This window comes from Microbacterium sp. GCM10027623 (assembly GCF_042666935.1).
Taxonomy (GTDB): Bacteria; Actinomycetota; Actinomycetes; order Actinomycetales; family Microbacteriaceae; genus Microbacterium.
This window is the reverse complement of record NZ_JBHTHE010000002.1, coordinates 968907-986369: the sequence shown is the minus strand read 5'-3', so window position 1 is coordinate 986369 and position 17463 is coordinate 968907. Positions and strand designations below refer to the sequence as shown.

Below are 17463 nucleotides of genomic sequence, written 5' to 3'. Positions count from 1 at the left end.
ACGCGCGGATGCCAGGGCGCCACGGGGTCGCGACGGCGCTCAGCGCGCGAACGCTCCCATCCGGATGAACGGCACCCGCCACTCCTCCGGGGTGAGCGATCCGTGCTGCCCGACCATGCTGCGTCCGCGCTGATCCTCCGCCTCACCGTCGTACACGGCGTGGTTCGAACGCGCGGCGACCAGGAGATCGCCGATCCGTGATCGGGACGCGTCAGTCACCGCCGCCCCGAACAGGCCGGCATCGATGGCCTCTGTGCGGCTCAGGACGTCGGCTGCGCCTTCGAGATCGCGCCGCCAACGGCCCAGAATCGTGGACAGGTCGGCATCCGGCTCGGTGTACACGTGCAGCATCCGCGGCTCGCCTCCGATGTGACGGATGCCGTCGTGCCACCCTGCGGCGGCATCGAGGACCAGCTGTCGGTGCTGAGGGACATCGATCATGCCGTGATCGGCTGTGACGAGCACCCCCACCCCATCGGGGATGCGGCGGGAGAGCGCCGCATCAATGTCCTCGAGCGCGCGCGCCCATTCCGCGGAGTCCACCCCGTGCTTGTGTCCGGCCTTGTCGATCTCGGGCAGGTAGCAGTACACGATCGCACCGTCGTGGGCATCCGCCAGCTCCCAGGCGAGCTCGACGCGGTCAGCCGGCGACTGCGCGGAGCGGAACTCGGCGCCGCGCAGGATCGCTCGGGTGAAGCCGGTGCCGGCATACGCGGGGAAGCCGACGACGAAGGCGGGATGGCCGGCGGCGGTCGCCCGTTCGAAGAGCGTGGGCGCGGACTGCCACACCAGCGGATCCACGCCCACGGACTCCCACTCGGTGAGCTGGTTCACGAGGATGCCGCGTTCGGGATTCAGGACCCGGTAGCCCACCATGCCGTGGGTTCCCGGAGCGACGCCCGTCAGCAGACTCGTCAGTGCCGCAGCGGTGGTGGTGGGGAACACGGATCCGGCGACATCCTTCTTCGCCATCGCCGAGGCCAGGGTGCGTGCATGACCTGCATGCGCACGGAGCGGTATCGCGCCGAGGCCGTCGATGACCACGAGCACCACCGAGCGAGCGGGGGCGAGGTGCGTCCCGGCCCCGCGCAGCGCGGCGAGCAGCTCGGGCGCCACCCCGGCGATGTTCCGCGTCGAGTCGGGGCTGGACGGTAGCATGAGAGGCATCCGGGTCAGTCTTTCACAGGCGTCCCATCGCCGCGCCGTGTCCGGGGCGTCGTCGCGAGTCCACCCCGAACGTCCAGCAGGAAGTCCATGCCACAGCCCTCGTCATCCGAGCCCGTCCACGAGCGCATCCAGGACATCGATCTGTCCCAGGAGATGCAGGGGTCCTTCCTCGAGTACGCGTACTCGGTGATCTACTCGCGCGCCCTGCCCGACGCCCGTGACGGGCTCAAGCCCGTGCAGCGCCGCATCCTGTATCAGATGGCCGAGATGGGGCTGCGCCCCGACCGCGGGCACGTCAAGAGCGCCCGCGTGGTCGGCGAGGTGATGGGCAAGCTGCACCCGCACGGCGACAGCGCCATCTACGATGCACTGGTGCGCTTGGCGCAGAGCTTCGCCCTGCGCGTGCCGCTCGTCGACGGGCACGGCAACTTCGGTTCCCTCGACGACGGCCCGGCCGCTTCGCGGTACACGGAGGCGCGTCTGGCGGCATCCGCGCTCGCACTCACCGAGAACCTCGACGAGGATGTCGTGGACTTCGTCCCGAACTACGACGGTCAGTTCCAGCAGCCGGCCGTGCTGTCGGCCGCCTTCCCCAATCTCCTCGTCAACGGCGCCAGCGGCATCGCCGTCGGCATGGCGACGAACATGGCGCCGCACAACCTCATCGAGGTCATCGCCGCGGCGACGCACCTGCTCGACAATCCGGATGCCACGACCGCAGAGCTCATGGAGTTCGTGCCGGGGCCGGACTTTCCCTCCGGCGGAATCCTGATGGGCCTGGACGGGGTCAAGGACGCCTACGAGACCGGACGCGGAGCGTTCAAACTGCGCGCGAAGACGTCGATCGAGCCGTTGGGCCCGCGACGCACGGGCATCGTCGTCACCGAACTGCCCTATCAGGTCGGCCCCGAGCGCGTGATCGAGAAGGTCAAGGACGCGGTCAACGCGAAGAAGCTCCAGGGCATCAGTGACATCCAGGACCTCACCGACCGCAAGAACGGTCTGCGGCTGGTGATCACGGTCAAGACCGGATTCGATCCGGCCGCCGTCCTGGAGCAGCTGTTCCGCTACACGCCGCTCGAGGACTCGTTCTCGATCAACAACGTCGCCCTCGTGGACGGCCAGCCGCGCACCCTCGGCCTGAAGGAGCTGCTGCGGGTCTACCTGCAGCATCGCATTGAAGTCGTCACCCGACGCAGCCGGTACCGCCTCGCACGCCGCAACGAGCGCCTGCACCTGGTGCGCGGGCTGCTGCTGGCCATCCTCGACATCGACGAGGTCATCCAGGTCATCCGCTCGTCGAACGATTCGGAGACCGCCCGAGAGCGGCTGAAGCAGGTCTTCGACCTCGACGACGTCCAGGCGGAGTACATCCTCGAGCTGCGTCTGCGCCGCCTGACGAAGTTCTCGCTCCTCGAACTCGAGACCGAGCGCGACAAGCTGCTGGCCGAGATCGCCGAGCTCGAGAACCTGCTGGCGGATCCCGCCTTGGTGCGCGCCCAGGTGGCCCTCGAGCTCGATCAGGTGGCCGAGACCTTCGGCACGCCGCGGCGCACGCTGCTGCTGAACGCCGCTCCCCCGAAGCAGCGCACGACCAAGTCCGCTGCCGAACTGCAGATCGCCGATGCACCCACCACCGTGCTGCTGTCGACCACGGGCCGCGCCGTGCGCGTCGACCTCGAAGCGGATGCGAGCATCCCGGCGCCGAAGCGCCGCAGCAAGCACGACGCGATCCAGTCCCGCCTGGACACCACGACGCGCAGTGAGATCGGCGCGGTCACCAGCACGGGGCGCGTGCTGCGCTTCACCCCGGTCGACATTCCCGCCGTTCCCGCTACCTCCGTCGGGCTGGGCGCCGGGGTGCGTATCGCCGACTATCTCGGCCTGACGGACCGCACGGAGCGGGTGCTGGCTCTGGTCCGCTTCGACGACGAGACGCCGCTCGCCCTGGGAACGAAGGACGGCGTCGTCAAGCGCGTCGTGCCCGCCACGCTCGCCGTGCGCCCTGAGCTGGAGATCATCGCCCTCAAGCCGAAGGACCGCCTCGTCGGCGCGGCGAACGCCTCCGATGAGGCGGAGCTGGTCTTCGTCACCTCCGACGCCCAGCTGCTGCATTTCGCCGCCTCCCACGTGCGCCCGCAGGGCGCGGCGGCGGGCGGCATGGCGGGCGTCAAGCTCAGTGCGTCCGCCGAGGTCATCTCGTTCACCGTTGTGGCCGACGCGGAGCGCGCCGAGGTCGTGACCGTGTCGGGTTCCGAGGGGATGCTGGCCGGAGCGGATGCCGGGCGCGCGAAGGTGTCCTCGTTCGCGGAGTTCCCCGGGAAGGGTCGCGCCACGGGCGGTGTGCGAGCGCACGCCTTCCTCAAGGGCGAAGACCGACTGCGCTTGGCGTGGGTGGGTGTCGAGCCGCACGCGATCGGAACCGACGGCGCCGCGCGACAGTTGCCGGAGTCCGGCGCCAAGCGCGATGGCTCCGGCCAGCTTCTTGATGCCGTCATCGGTTCGATCGGCACCGTCATCGGCTAAATGATCCGCGCCGTGCAGCGCGCGGCCCCGGCATCCCCGCTGAGGATCCGCTGTCGAGGCCCTCGCGACGTCGGGTTCGCCCGTGCGCGTTCGCGACGAGCATCCGTTCACGTTGCTGTTCTCTGTTGGCGCTGCGCATATTCACGCAGCGCGAGCAGAAAAGAGCAGCGCGAGCAGACAAGCCTGCGGGGATCAGCAGCGCGAGCAGAAAGGAGCAGCGCGGGCCGCGACGGCGCGGATCAGGCGTCGATGGATTCGCGGCTGAGCCGGTCGCTGGAGCTCATGATGAACTCGCGGCGCGGAGCGACCTCGCTGCCCATGAGCAGTTCGAAGGTGCGCACCGCGGCATCCGCGGCCTCGGCATCGTCGATGGTCACGCGGCGCAGCAGTCGTCCCGACTTCTCCATCGTCGTGTTCGCCAGTTGATCCGCATCCATCTCGCCGAGTCCCTTGTACCGCTGAATCGGGTCCTGCCAGCGCTTGCCGGACTTCTGCAGCTTGGCCAGCAGCGCGTGCAGCTCGGCTTCGGAATACGTGTAGATCGTCTCGTTGGGCTTGGATCCCGGATTCACCACGATCACCCGGTGCAGCGGCGGCACGGCCGAGTACACCCGGCCCGCTTCGACGAGCGGACGCATGTACCGGAAGAACAGTGTGAGCAGCAGGGTGCGGATGTGCGCGCCGTCCACGTCGGCGTCGCTCATGAGGATGATCTTGCCGTAGCGCGCGGCGGACAGATCGAACGAGCGCCCGGAGCCGGCACCGATCGTCGTGATGATCGCGGCGCACTCGGCGTTGCCGAGCATGTCGCCGATCGACGCCTTCTGCACGTTGAGGATCTTGCCCCGGATCGGCAGCAGCGCCTGGAACTCGCTGTTGCGGGCGTGCCGCGCGGTGCCCAGTGCGGAGTCGCCCTCGACGATGAACAGTTCGCTCTGCGCGACGTCGTTCGACCGGCAGTCCACGAGTTTGGCAGGCAGAGAGGACGACTCCAGTGCCGTCTTGCGGCGCTGCGTCTCCTTGTGCGCCCGTGCCGACACGCGCGCCTTCATCTCCGAAACGATCTTGTCGAGCAGCATCGACGTCTGGCTCTTATCGTCGCGCTTGGTCGAGGCGAACCGCGCGGCGAGGTCCTTGCGGACGACCTGCGCGACGATCGAGCGCACGGCGGGAGTGCCGAGCACCTCCTTCGTCTGGCCCTCGAACTGCGGCTCGGGAAGGTTCACGGTCAGCACCGCAGTGAGACCCGCCAGCACATCGTCCTTCTCGAGCTTGTCATTGCCGACCTTCAGCCGACGGGCGTTCTGCTCCACCTGACCGCGCAGCGTCTTGAGCAGCTCCTGCTCGAAGCCCTGCTGATGCGTGCCGCCCTTGGGTGTGGCGATGATGTTCACGAACGACCGGGTGGTGGTCTCGTATCCGGTCCCCCAGCGCAGGGCGATGTCGACCTGGCATTCGCGCTGCACCTCGGTGGCACGCATGTGCCCGTCCGGCTGCAGCACCGGCACGGTCTCCGTGAAGGTCCCCGAGCCCTGGATGCGCCAGGTGTCGGTCACCGGCGCGTCCACCGCCAGGTAGTCGACGAACTCGGAGATTCCGCCCTCGTACAGATACGACGTCACCGTCGGTGACGCATCGCCATCGGATCCCGCCGCGACGTCCGCGCGCGCGTCCGACACGACCAGCTCGAGGCCGGGGACGAGGAACGCGGTCTGACGAGCCCGGTTCTCCAGCTCCCCGAGCTGGAACGCGGCGTCCTTCGTGAAGATCTGCCTGTCGGCCCAGTAGCGCACCCGAGTGCCGGTGACGCCCTTGGCGACCTTGCCGACGACGCGCAGTTCGCTGCGCTTCTCGAACGGGGTGAACGGCGCGTCGGGCCGGGGTTCGCCGTCATCGGCGAACACGCCGGGCTCACCGCGATGGAACGACATCGCATACGTCTTGCCGCCCCTGTCGACCTCGACGTCCAGGCGCTCGGACAGAGCATTCACCACCGAGGCTCCGACTCCGTGCAGGCCGCCCGAGGCCGCATACGACCCGCCACCGAACTTCCCTCCGGCATGCAGCTTGGTGTATACGACCTCGACACCGGTGAGCCCGGTGCGCGGCTCCACATCGACGGGCACACCGCGACCGCGGTCGGACACCTGCACGCTGCCGTCGTCGAAGAGGGTGATGTCGATGCGGGAACCGTTGCCGTCGACCGCCTCGTCGACGGCGTTGTCGATGATCTCCCAGAGGCAGTGCATGAGCCCCGGCGAGCCGTTGGACCCGATGTACATCCCGGGTCGTTTGCGGACGGCCTCGAGCCCCTCAAGAACCTGAAGATGGTGGGCGGAATACTCGGCAGTCACAGTACTCGAGTCTATTTCGCCGCCAGCCCCTCGGGAGCCGCGACACTCCCCCTCACCGCAGCCCGGCGGAGGTGGGCTACGCGTACAGCGAACACGCCGCGAACCGGGCATGTGTCCAGCTGACGCGTGGTTGTATTGAGCACGATCTCGAAGATCGCTACCCGAGGAGGCACCGAAATGAACGCTACGACTGAGCGAGAGACCGTCGAGTACCGCCTCACCGCGATGGACCGCTGTGATTCCTGCGGGGCACAGGCTTACATCGCTGCCGAGGTCAACGGCTCCGAATTGCTGTTCTGCGCACACCACGGACGCAAGTACGAGGAGAAGCTGCGCGCGGTCGCGACCAGCTGGCTGGACGAGACCGCCCGTCTCATCGAAGCCTGAGCGGCTCGCGCCACCGGCTAGGCGCCGACGACACGGCGCACGGCCGGCGTCAGGCGGGTGAGGATCTCCTCGCCCACGGTGTCGATGCGCTCGGCAAGAGCCGTGGCATCCGCTTCCCCGGCCGCGCCGGGGCCGAACACGATGACCTCGTCGCCCACCCGGGCATGAGGCCATCCCTGCACCACGGAGCTGTCGCCGCCGATGTCCGTGAGCGGACGTGCTCCCCCGGGCGTGATGACGCTCGCGCCGCGCAGGGTCGATGGAAGTCCGTGGTACGCGCCGACGCCGATCCGCACCCGGTCGCCGTCGACGGCGTCCACCGTCGCCACCAGTGTGGAGATGAGTGAGAGACCTTCCAGCGTCGGGCCCTCAGCCGAGCGGATGCCGTAGCAGAAGGCGCCGATGCGACTCAGGCTGCCGCGCAGCTCCGGCCGCCACCAGGCGGCCGCGGATGCGGTTAGGTGCAGCACCTCCGGGGCGCCGCCGGCGTCGGTCAGCTGCTGCACCGCGGTGAGGAACACCCGCTGCGCGGCGTCATCCTCGGCATCGCTCGCCTCCGCCAGGTGGCTCCACACCCCGACGATGCGGATCGCCCCGCGACGCTCGGCTCGACGCGCGATGTCGAGGGCGCGTCCCCACTCTTCCGGACGGAAGCCGTTGCGGTGCAGGCCGGTGTCGATCTTCAGGTGCACGCCGATCGCTGCGCCCTGTCGTTCGGCCGCACCGATGACGTCCTGCAGGTAGTCCTCGGAGCCGACGCCCAGCTCGACGTCGCCGCGTATGGCGGCTTCCACCTCGTCGACGGACGACGTCGCCCAGGCGTACACGCGCCGGCTGGTCAGGCTGCGGATCCGCAGCGCGGTGGGGATGTCGTAGCCGCCGAACCAGGTCACACCGGCGAGCTCCGCCTCGGGCACCGCCCAATCGATGCCGTGCCCGTACGCGTCGTCCTTCATGACCAGCATCAGCTCCGAGCCGCCGAGGCGCTCGCGCACCACCGCGATGTTGTGCCGGAACGCGCTGCGCGAGATCTTCAGGACGGGCGTGCTCATGCGGTCCATCTCCGCTCGCCGTGTCGGCCGACGACGACGGCCATCTCCAGTGCGGTCAACCCCGTGACGGCGGACCACTGCCCAAGCGCGTCCCGCATCGGGCCCGCCCCGCCGAAGTAGATCACCGGACTGCCCACGGCGGCATCCTCACCCTCCAGGTCGACGACGCACACGTCCATCGCGATCCTCCCGACGATCGGGTGCGCGCCCTCCCCGATCTGCACACGAGCACGGTTGCCGAGGGCTCGAAGGATGCCCTGGGCATACCCGCCGGTGACGAGTGCCACCCGCGTGTCGTGCTGCGCGCGATGCGTGTAGCCGTACGAGACCGCCTCCCCTGCGAGCAGGGGCTTGGTGGACAGGACTCGGCCCTGCAGCTGCATCACCGGAGCGGAGGAGGACTCGCCGTCAGGGATGCCGAACAGCGCGTGCGCATCGACGTCGGCCTCGCCGTCGAGGAGCACGGGGATGCCCGCGTCGTCCGCGAAGCGACCGGCGTCGCCACCTTCGTCGATCAGGAGGGCGCTCGCACCGGCGTCCCGAACGATCGGCACGACCTCGTCGAGTCCGTGCCCCAAGGCGTCGTGACGCAGGTCGACGGTGCCGCCCTCGCGCAGAAGGCGTCGGGCGTTCTCCTCCAGCGCGCTCCGGGAGAGGAGCACGTGCGGAGCTGCGCTGCCTGCCATGACTGTCCTCCGGCTCAGAGCTGGATGGTGTTGAAGCCCTTGCCGTGCACGAGCTCCTCGATCGCCGCGCGCGCACCGGCCGCGTAGGAATCCAGCGCGTCGACGCCGGTGCCCAGGTCCAGCTCGATCCCCCGGCGCGCAGCCGTGCGGGAGAGCATCTCGCGCACCAGATCGGGGTTCAGCGGCAGCAGCGGACCCTGCGTGTTGGCGGCGATGGCGTTCCCCACTCGGACGAGCTCTCCGCGCACGGGCCGCTCGGCGGCACCGGGGAGGGCGAAACTGCCCTGCCCGAACGTCACCCGGCCGTAGCCACGGGCGCTGTCCTCGAGCGTCCACTCGCTGGCGTGGTCCTCGAAGCCGATCACCCGCCCGATGGCCGTCTCCACGGTGATGTAGCCGACTTTGCGCTGGCGGGTGCGTGCGACGCGCGCATCGAACACTCCCAGGCCCTCGATGGTCTCGCCGTCCAGCGTGGTCACCCCGCGGCTGAGCAGCTCGGCACTGCCGCCGACGGCGAGCAGCACGCCGCCGTCGTCGACGAAGGTGCGGATGCGGTCGCCGCGCGCGGTCAGATCGGCATGGACGCCGCGCATGGCCGACAGCGGGCCGTTGCCGATGACGAGGATGTCCATGTCGTCGGGGAGATCCTCACCGACGCCCGCCCGCACGGTCACGGGATCCGCGCCGGCCGCGCGGACGCGCGCCTCGATGGCGCGCACATTGCCGCGGTCGCCGGTCACGCCGAGCTCCACGGGGTACAGCTGCGCGATCGTGATCTGGGTCATCGGCGAGCCACCTCCTGGTCACCATGGCCGAGGATCCTGCGGCCGATCATCATGAGCTCGTAGTTCACGAACCAGGTCTGCCGCCCCGCCGCCGTGGGCGGGAACGCGCGCATCATCGCGACGGCCTTCTCCATGTCGGGCTCCACCGCGCCGATGCGCACCCCGGCGTGTTCCAGAGCCAACGCCAGCTGGTACGCCTTCTCACCGGTCACGACGTCCACGGACTCCAGCGCATCGAAGTCGACGTCGTACAGCCACGACACGTCCGGGGTGCCCTCGTCGATCGCGATCAGCGACCGCTCAGGCACACCGTCGAGCGCGTCGAGGTTCATCTGCAGGCTGGGCGCGTTCTTGAACATGACGAATTCGACCTGCTCGCCCGACGGGTCACGGCGCAGCGGGATGACCTCGCCGCGTCCGTAGGCCGGGGCCATGCGATCGAAACCGCGCGATGCGGCATCCGCTGAGAACCGGTCCCCCAGGGTGCGGGATGCGACGGCCAGTGCAGCAGCGGCATCCGCCGCGTAGTGCAGGCCTCGGGCGGGAAGCCGCACGGCGGTGTCCGCCTCGCCCACCCGCACGGTGATGTCACGGCCCGTCACGCTGCGCACCTCCGAGTACGCTTCGCGGTCCTGGATGCCGGCGTTGCCGCTGCGGGTGTCCGTGGCATTGGCCAGCCCGTGCGCGGAAGCGGCGACGATCTCGGCCGCCACGCCGAAGAACGACACCGGGGCGCGCATCGCGTCCACGTCGATCTTGCTGAGGTACGGGTCGTCGCGGTTCACGATGACGTGCGCTTGCGCGCGCGTCGACGCGTCCAGCATCATGTCGGCCACGCGCTCGGTCTCGTAGAACCGGTACAGCTGATCCACCTGCACGTTCAACGACAGGATCACGGCCGGCGAGAGCTTGTCGGCCAGCTCGGCCGCATAGCCCTCATCGACCTCGAGAACGGCGACGTCGGCGCGGATGCGGCCGGTGAGCGTCGCATCCGCGAGCAGCGCGCTGGTCACGCCCTGGGGCAGGTTCGCGCCGGTCGGGTTGGTGAACACCGTGAGCCCGTGGGCGCGCAGCACTTCGCTGATCATGTGCGTCGTGGTGGTCTTGCCGTTCGATCCCAGCACGAACACGACGCCGTACGGGAACTGGTCGGCCAGAGTCGGCAGCAGCGACGGAGCCAGCCGGTTGGTGAGATACCCCGGGAACGCCGAGCCTCCCCCGCGCAGACGGGTCGCGACACGCGCGATCTTGCCCGCCAGCACAGGGAAGACGTACCGCAGACCGGCTGAGCGGGCCTGCGGTGCCGTCGACATCATTCGAGGTAGTCCCGCAGCGACTGCGACCGGCTCGGGTGTCGCAGCTTGGCCATCGTCTTCGACTCGATCTGGCGGATGCGCTCACGCGTCACGCCGAACGTGTCACCGATCTGGTCGAGCGTCTTGGGCTGTCCGTCGCCGAGCCCGAAGCGCATCCGGATCACGCCGGCCTCGCGCTCGGACAGCGAGTCCAGAAGCTGCTCGAGTTGACGCTGAAGCATCGTGAAGCCCACGGCGTCTGCGGGGACGACCGCCTCGGTGTCCTCGATCAGGTCACCGAACTCGCTGTCGCCGTCCTCACCGAGCGGCGTGTGCAGGGAGATCGGCTCACGGCCGTACTTCTGCACTTCGACGACCTTCTCGGGCGTCATGTCGAGCTCGCGTGAGAGCTCTTCCGGCGTGGGCTCGCGGCCGAGGTCCTGCAGCATCTGCCGCTGCACGCGGGCGAGCTTGTTGATGACCTCGACCATGTGCACCGGGATGCGGATGGTGCGGGCCTGGTCGGCCATCGCGCGCGTGATCGCCTGACGGATCCACCAGGTCGCGTACGTCGAGAACTTGAACCCCTTGGTGTAGTCGAACTTCTCGACCGCACGGATCAGACCGAGGTTGCCCTCCTGGATCAGATCGAGGAACTGCATGCCGCGGCCGGTGTAGCGCTTGGCCAGCGACACCACCAGACGCAGGTTGGCGCCCAGCAGGTGGCTCTTGGCGCGGTGTCCGTCGCGGGCGACCCACTGCAGATCCAGTCCCAGCTGGCTGGACTTCTCCGCAGCGGACATCGCCGACAGCTTCTCCTCGGCGAACAGGCCGGCTTCGATCCTCATGGCGAGCTCGACCTCTTCGGCCGCGTTCAGCAGTGCGACCTTTCCGATCTGCTTGAGGTAGTCCTTGACCGGGTCGGCCGTCGCACCCGTGATCTGGGTGGAGTAGACCGGGGCGTCATCCTCGTCCGAGGAGGAGATGACGATCGCGCCGGTGGGAAGCGGCTCGGAGAACGTGGGCTTCTTGTTCTCCTCCTCATCCTCGGCCTCGGCCGCTTCGACGGCCTCGTCGTCGACCTCGGGAGTCTCGTCCTTCTTCTTCGACGCGCGCTTCACAGGGGCGCGCTTGGCGGCCGCCTTCTTGGCGGGAGTCTTCTTCGCCGGAGTCTTCGCAGCGGTGTCTGCGACCTCGGGGGTCTCGACCTCGGGAGTCTCGACCTCTGCATCTGCAGTCTTCTTGGTGGTCGTCCGGGTCTTCTTGGTCGTGGCAGGAGTCACGTTTCGCCTTTCACGGAGCGGTGCACACGCTCCGGGCCATTTCGGACACTAGTAAGACCCTTGTCAAGCCCGATCGCGGAGATCGATGCTTGACAACGGGTCAGATGTCCATTATCACACACCCGAGAGCATCCGGCATCCTCAGCCTGCACACCGCGCGTCGTTTCAGGCGCGTCGGTCCTCGTCGCCGGGACGGCGGTTGGCGAGGTAGCGCTCCAACTCCGCCGCCAGCTCGTCCGCGCTGGGCAGATCGCGCTCGTCGAAGGCCTCGTCGGCTCCCCCGGTCTCGCTGTCGCCCTCCCGGCCCGCCATGTAGGCGTCGTACCGCCGCTCGAGGGTGTGCACCATCTGGGTCAGCTCATCGCTGCCCGTCACCTGATCCTGCACGCGCGCGAGATACTCCTCGGAGCGCGCATGCACCTCATCCATCCGGAGCACCAGTCCCGTGGCGACCATCAGCTTGTCCGCGGCAGTCAGCACGGTGTCCGGATTCTCGGTGTCCGCCAGGTAGTGCGGTACGAGCAGCACGAAGCCCGCCACGCGGACGTCGTGCTCCACGAGCCGGTACTCCAGCAGGTGGCCCACCGTTGCGGGCACCTGCGTGCGCGGCCGCCACACGGAGTGCGCCGCGGCAAGGTCCCGACGGTTGCCGCTGACGGTTGTCCCCAGCGGCCGTGTGTGCGGCACGGGCATGGCGATCGAGTGGACCCAGCTGACGGAGGACACCTGGAACGCGTCGACAAAGCTCAGAATGGCCTCCGTGAACGCATTCCAGGCGAAGTCCGGCTCGTATCCGGACAGCAGCAGGAAAGGCTGGCCGAGGGCGTCGTGCGCGAGCGCCAGCTCCAGACGGGCGGGGCGGAACTCGGTCAGGTGGTCCTGATCGAAGACGATCACCGGTCGCCGGGCGCGGTAATCGAGCAGGACGTCGTTGTCGAAGGCCACCAGGGTCTGGGGCGACGCCGTCGCGTCCAGGTGGTCGATGAGGCCTGCGACGGCGCTTCCCGCATCGGTGAAGCCGGTGAGCAGAATGACCAGGGGCAGGCCCGTCGGCACGTCGGGTGCGCCGGCGATCGAGTCGTACAGGTCTGCGGAGTGCGGCATACCTCAATGCTACGAGTCGTCGCCGGTACCGGAGCGGTGTTGCTCACGCTCAGGGCGAACATGAAGAGGACGAACTCGCACCGTGCGTGGCGACGGGACCGCACGCCTGATCCCTAGGATGGAAGCATGACGCTTCCCGTGATCACTCACACGACCGATCCGTTCCCTGGAAGTTCTGCCGCCGCCGCCGTGCTCGTCATCCCTGATCCCGGTGGCTCCGCAGACGCACTGTCCGATTATGAAGGACTGGCCGAGACGCTTGCCGCCATCGGCTACAAGGGCTCCGCGTCCGCCTTCACCCGCGTGCACCTCCCCTCCGTCGCCTCCGTTCCGCTCGCCGTGGTCAGCGCCGGGGCCACTCCGACGGCGCAGACCGTTCGCGACGCCGCGGCGACTGCGGTCCGCTCCCTCACCGGTTTCGACACCGTCGCCATCGGCTTCGCCGGCGGACTGGAGCAGTTCGCGGATGCCGCTGCGGAAGGCGCGCTCCTGGGCGGATACCGCTTCGACGACTACCGCTCCGAGAAGAAGCCGGCCAAGGCAGAGTCGCTGATCCTGCACGCTCCCGAGGTCGGCGACCGCGCACTCGAGGACGCCCGCATCATCGCCGAAGCCGTCGCCCTCACGAAGGACCTCGTGTCCGTGCCCGCCGAATGGCAGAGCCCGGCGCAGCTCGCGCAGTCCGCCGTCGACGCGGTCGACGCGCTGCCGATCGAGGTCGAGGTGCTCGACGAGGCTCAGCTCGAAGAGCAGGGATTCGGCGGCATCCTCGGCGTGGGACGCGGATCCGACCGCCCGCCGCGGCTGGTCCGCCTCGATTACTCCCCCGCCGACGCTGGCCGGCACATCGCGCTCGTGGGCAAGGGCATCACCTTCGACACCGGTGGGCTGTCGCTCAAGCCTCCGGCCAGCATGGTCGGCATGAAGTTCGACATGGCAGGGGCGGCGACGATCCTCGCCGCGATCCGCGCGATCGCCGCGCTCGGGCTGCCGGTCCGCGTGACCGCCTGGATGTGCATCGCCGACAACATGCCCTCGGGGCGTGCCACGCGTCCTGGCGACGTGCTGCGGATGCTGGACGGCCAGACGGTCGAGGTGCTCAACACCGATGCGGAGGGACGTCTGGTCATGGCCGACGGTCTGGTCGCCGCCAGTCGTGAGCATCCCGACGTCATCGTCGACGTCGCCACCCTGACCGGTGCGATCATCGTCGCGCTCGGCATGCGCCACACCGGTGTGATGGGAGACGACGCCGCGGTCGCCGAGTACCTGGCCGCCGCCGAGCAGGTGGGCGAGCAGGCCTGGGCCCTGCCGCTGCCCGAGTACATGGAGGACCTGCTCGACTCCCAGATCGCGGACATGATCAACGCGAACATGTCGGACCGCTCCGGCGGGTCGCTGTTCGCAGGACTCTTCCTGCAGCGCTTCGTCGGCCGGGTATCGGATGCCGATGACGCGCCGCGCATCCCCTGGGTGCACCTCGACATCGCCGGATCCTCGGAGCACAAGGGGTCACCGTACGGGTTCACGGAGAAGGGGCCGACCGGCGTCGCGGTCCGCGCGCTCGTGGCCTTCGCGCGCGCTTCGGTCAAGGAGGCCTGATGGCTGTTCACGAGTTCGACCTCGTCATCCTCGGCGGCGGCAGCGGCGGATACGCCGCAGCGCTGCGCGCCAGCGAGCTGGGCAAGAAGGTGGCGCTGATCGAGAAGGACAAGGTCGGCGGCACCTGCCTGCACCGCGGCTGCATCCCGACGAAGGCCCTCCTGCACGCGGCCGAGGTCGCCGATCACGTGCGCACCGCAGCATCCGTCGGCGTCACCGCGAGCTTGGAGGCCATCGACGTCGCCGGTGTCACGGCGTACCGCGAAGGCATCGTCGCGAAGAAGTTCAAGGGCCTCGATGGCCTCATCAAGGCGCGCGGCATCACCGTCGTCGCCGGTGAGGGCCGGCTGGAGAGCGACCGCTCGGTGAGCGTCGGCGACGACCGCTACGTCGGCGCGGATGTCGTGCTGGCGACCGGCTCGTACAGCCGCACGCTGCCCGGCCTGGAGATCGGCGGGCGCATCCTCACCAGCGAGCAGGCGCTCGAGCTCGACGAGGTGCCCGCCAAGGTCATCGTGCTCGGCGGAGGCGTCATCGGCGTGGAGTTCGCCAGCGTCTGGCACTCCTTCGGCGCCGAGGTCACGATCGTCGAGGCGCTGCCGCACCTCGTGCCCAACGAGGACGTCGTCCTGAGCAAGGGTTTGGAGCGCGCCTTCCGCCGCAAGGGCATCGCCTACAACCTCGGCACCCGGTTCCAGAAGGCCGAGCAGGACGATGCTCAGGTGACCGTCACGCTCGAGGACGGCAAGACCTTCACCGCCGACTATCTGCTCGTCGCCGTGGGCCGCGGGCCCGCCACTGCCGGCCTGGGATTCGAAGAGGCCGGCGTCACCATGGAGCGCGGCTTCGTGATCGTCGATGAGCAGCTGCGCACCGGGGTACCGGGGCTCTGGGCGGTCGGCGACATCGTTCCGGGGTTGCAGCTCGCGCACCGCGGCTTCCTGCAGGGCGTCGCGGTCGCCGAGCGCATCGCGGGCATGACGGTCGCTGCGGTGCCCGAGTCCCAGATCCCCCGCGTGACGTACTGCAGCCCGGAGGTGGCGTCCGTCGGCATCACCGAGGAGGCCGCGATCGCGGCGCATGGCGCGGAGGCCGTCGTCGCCTACGAGTACAACCTCGCCGGCAACGGCAAGAGTGAGATCATCGGCACGGCGGGAACGGTGAAGGTCGTCCGTCAGAAGGACGGCCCCGTCCTCGGCGTGCATCTGCTCGGCGACCGCGTCGGCGAGCTCATCACCGAGGGTCAGCTGGCCGTCGCATGGGAGGCTCATCCCGAGGACCTGGCACCGCTCATCCACGCACACCCGACGCAGAGCGAGGCGCTGGGCGAGGCTTTCCTCGCACTCGCCGGAAAACCCCTGCACGCACTCTGAACGCACCAACCCGGCGTCCAGGTCACTAAGCTTGGGGCGTCACAGATTTCTGAAGGAGACTCCGTCATGAGCACACCCGTGGTCCTCCCCGCACTCGGGGAGAGCGTCACCGAGGGTACTGTCACTCGCTGGCTGAAGCAGGTCGGCGACACGGTGCAGGCGGATGAGGGCCTGCTCGAGATCTCGACCGACAAGGTCGATACCGAGATCCCCTCACCGGTCAGCGGCGTCATCGAGGAGATCCTCGTGGCCGAGGACGAGACCGTCGAGGTCGGCGCCCTTCTCGCTCGCATCGGCGATGGCAGCGCTGCCGGCTCTGCCGGCGACGCTCCTGCCGCCGCTGCGCCGGCAGCCGAGTCGGCTCCGGCCGAGCAGGCGCCCGCCGCCGAGCAGGCACCCGCCGCCGAGCAGGCACCCGCCGAGCAGGCGCCCGCGCCGGCGGCGGAGACTCCTGCGGCTTCAGGCGAGGCGACCGATGTCGTTCTCCCGGAGCTCGGCGAGAGCGTCACCGAAGGCACGGTCACGCGCTGGCTGAAGGCCGTGGGCGACGACGTCGCCGTCGACGAGGCTCTGCTGGAGATCTCGACCGACAAGGTCGACACCGAGATCCCCTCCCCGGTCGCAGGCACCCTGCAGGAGATTCTCGCAGAAGAGGACGAGACGGTCGCCGTCGGCGCGGTGCTCGCGCGCATCGGCTCCGGCGCTGCCGCGCCCGCGCCTGCCCCCGCTGAGGCGCCTGCCCCCGCTGAGCCTGCGGCCCAGCCCGCGGCACCGGCTGCTGAGGCAGCCCCTGCTGCGGCACCCGCCCCCGCGGCACCTGCTGCGGCCCCTGCCCCTGCGGCCCCCGCCCCTGCGGCACCTGCCGCGTCGGCCCCCGCCGCGTCGGCCCCCGCAACCGCTGCTCCCGCCGAGTCCACCGCGTCCGCGACCGATGCCGACACGCTCTACGTGACACCGCTCGTTCGTCGCCTGGCGAGCCAGCAGGGCATCGACCTGGCCTCGGTCACCGGTACCGGCGTCGGCGGTCGCATCCGCAAGGAGGATGTGCTCAAGGCGGCTGAGGCGAAGGCCCAGGCTCCCGCACAGTCCGCTCCGGCCGCCGCACCCGCGGCAGCGCCGCTGGAGGTCTCGGAGCTGCGCGGGACGACCCAGCCGATGTCGCGTCTGCGCAAGGTGGTCGCGGAGCGTGCTGTCGCCTCCATGCAGCAGACCGCTCAGCTCACCACGTTCGTCGAGGTGGACGTCACCAAGCTCGCCGACTTCCGCAACGCGAAGAAGAACGAGTTCCAGCAGAAGACCGGAGACAAGCTCTCCTTCCTGCCGTTCTTCACCCTCGCGGCCGCGGAGGCGTTGCAGGCCTACCCGATCATCAACGCGACGGTGGACGGCGACAAGATCGTCTACCCGCCGACCGAGAACATCTCCATCGCGGTCGACACCGAGCGCGGCCTGCTGACGCCGGTTCTGCGTGACGCGGCGACGAAGAACCTGGCGCAGATCGCGCATGAGATCGCCGATCTCGCTGCGCGGACCCGCGACAACAAGCTGAAGCCGGACGAGCTGGCAGGCGGCACCTTCACGGTGACCAACACCGGCTCGCGCGGCGCCCTGTTCGACACGCCGCTGGTGTTCCTGCCGCAGTCGGCGATCCTCGGCACCGGCATCGTGTTCAAGCGCCCCGGCGTGATCACGGTCGACGGTGCGGATGCGATCGCGATCCGTTCGTACGTGTACCTCGCGATCTCGTACGACCACCGCATCGTCGACGGAGCGGACGCCGCCCGGTTCCTGGGCGCCTTGAAGAACCGTCTGGAGGCCGCGGAGTTCGACGCGAACCTCGGGATCTGAG

General features: G+C 69.2%; 13 protein-coding genes. 5 read left to right on the top strand and 8 right to left on the bottom strand.

Annotated elements, in window-relative coordinates:
* Positions 1 to 39: 39 nt before the first annotated feature.
* Positions 40 to 1167, bottom strand: a complete 1128-nt coding sequence (locus ACFQY2_RS12080) for an alkaline phosphatase family protein (protein WP_378746066.1) — start codon at positions 1165 to 1167, stop codon at positions 40 to 42.
* Positions 1168 to 1254: 87 nt separating this feature from the next.
* Between ACFQY2_RS12080 and ACFQY2_RS12075 the strand changes: the two genes are divergently transcribed.
* A complete protein-coding gene (locus tag ACFQY2_RS12075; RefSeq protein WP_378746065.1) occupies positions 1255 to 3693 on the top strand; it encodes a DNA topoisomerase (ATP-hydrolyzing) subunit A in 2439 nt (812 codons plus the stop codon).
* A gap of 239 nt (positions 3694 to 3932) precedes the next feature.
* On the opposite strand, the gene ACFQY2_RS12070 is transcribed toward ACFQY2_RS12075, so the two are convergent.
* On the bottom strand, positions 3933 to 6047 hold the full coding sequence (locus ACFQY2_RS12070; RefSeq protein WP_378746064.1) for a type IIA DNA topoisomerase subunit B: 2115 nt from the start codon (positions 6045 to 6047) through the stop codon (positions 3933 to 3935).
* 177 nt (positions 6048 to 6224) lie between these two features.
* On the opposite strand from ACFQY2_RS12070, the gene ACFQY2_RS12065 reads away from it, so the two are divergent.
* Positions 6225 to 6434, top strand: coding sequence for a hypothetical protein (locus ACFQY2_RS12065; protein ID WP_378746063.1), 210 nt, complete (start codon positions 6225 to 6227; stop codon positions 6432 to 6434).
* A 17-nt stretch (positions 6435 to 6451) separates the two neighbouring features.
* On the opposite strand, the gene ACFQY2_RS12060 is transcribed toward ACFQY2_RS12065, so the two are convergent.
* The 6 genes from ACFQY2_RS12060 to ACFQY2_RS12035 form a co-directional block, all read right to left on the bottom strand.
* The gene (locus ACFQY2_RS12060) at positions 6452 to 7486 is read right to left on the bottom strand and encodes an alanine racemase (RefSeq protein ID WP_378746062.1); all 1035 of its coding nucleotides are present in this window, start codon (positions 7484 to 7486) and stop codon (positions 6452 to 6454) included.
* A complete protein-coding gene (locus ACFQY2_RS12055; protein WP_378746061.1) occupies positions 7483 to 8172 on the bottom strand; it encodes an alanine racemase C-terminal domain-containing protein in 690 nt (229 codons plus the stop codon). The genes ACFQY2_RS12060 and ACFQY2_RS12055 overlap by 4 nt, the downstream gene beginning before the upstream one ends.
* 14 nt (positions 8173 to 8186) lie before the next feature.
* The gene (locus ACFQY2_RS12050; RefSeq protein WP_378746059.1) at positions 8187 to 8957 is read right to left on the bottom strand and encodes a cobyric acid synthase; all 771 of its coding nucleotides are present in this window, start codon (positions 8955 to 8957) and stop codon (positions 8187 to 8189) included.
* Complete coding sequence (locus ACFQY2_RS12045) at positions 8954 to 10273, bottom strand: MurT ligase domain-containing protein (protein ID WP_378746058.1); 1320 nt, start codon at positions 10271 to 10273, stop codon at positions 8954 to 8956. The genes ACFQY2_RS12050 and ACFQY2_RS12045 overlap by 4 nt, the downstream gene beginning before the upstream one ends.
* The gene (locus ACFQY2_RS12040; RefSeq protein WP_378746057.1) at positions 10270 to 11535 is read right to left on the bottom strand and encodes an RNA polymerase sigma factor; all 1266 of its coding nucleotides are present in this window, start codon (positions 11533 to 11535) and stop codon (positions 10270 to 10272) included. Before ACFQY2_RS12040 ends, ACFQY2_RS12045 begins: the two co-directional genes overlap by 4 nt.
* Positions 11536 to 11700: 165 nt before the next feature.
* Positions 11701 to 12639, bottom strand: coding sequence for a proteasome assembly chaperone family protein (locus ACFQY2_RS12035; RefSeq protein WP_378746056.1), 939 nt, complete (start codon positions 12637 to 12639; stop codon positions 11701 to 11703).
* 126 nt (positions 12640 to 12765) lie between these two features.
* On the opposite strand from ACFQY2_RS12035, the gene ACFQY2_RS12030 reads away from it, so the two are divergent.
* From ACFQY2_RS12030 to sucB, 3 genes are all read left to right on the top strand, one after another.
* Complete coding sequence (locus tag ACFQY2_RS12030) at positions 12766 to 14241, top strand: leucyl aminopeptidase (RefSeq protein WP_378746055.1); 1476 nt, start codon at positions 12766 to 12768, stop codon at positions 14239 to 14241.
* Complete coding sequence (gene lpdA, locus ACFQY2_RS12025) at positions 14241 to 15614, top strand: dihydrolipoyl dehydrogenase (protein ID WP_378746054.1); 1374 nt, start codon at positions 14241 to 14243, stop codon at positions 15612 to 15614. The genes ACFQY2_RS12030 and lpdA overlap by 1 nt, the downstream gene beginning before the upstream one ends.
* A gap of 66 nt (positions 15615 to 15680) precedes the next feature.
* On the top strand, positions 15681 to 17462 hold the full coding sequence (gene sucB, locus ACFQY2_RS12020) for a 2-oxoglutarate dehydrogenase, E2 component, dihydrolipoamide succinyltransferase (RefSeq protein ID WP_378746053.1): 1782 nt from the start codon (positions 15681 to 15683) through the stop codon (positions 17460 to 17462).
* The last annotated feature ends 1 nt before the right edge of the window (position 17463 follow it).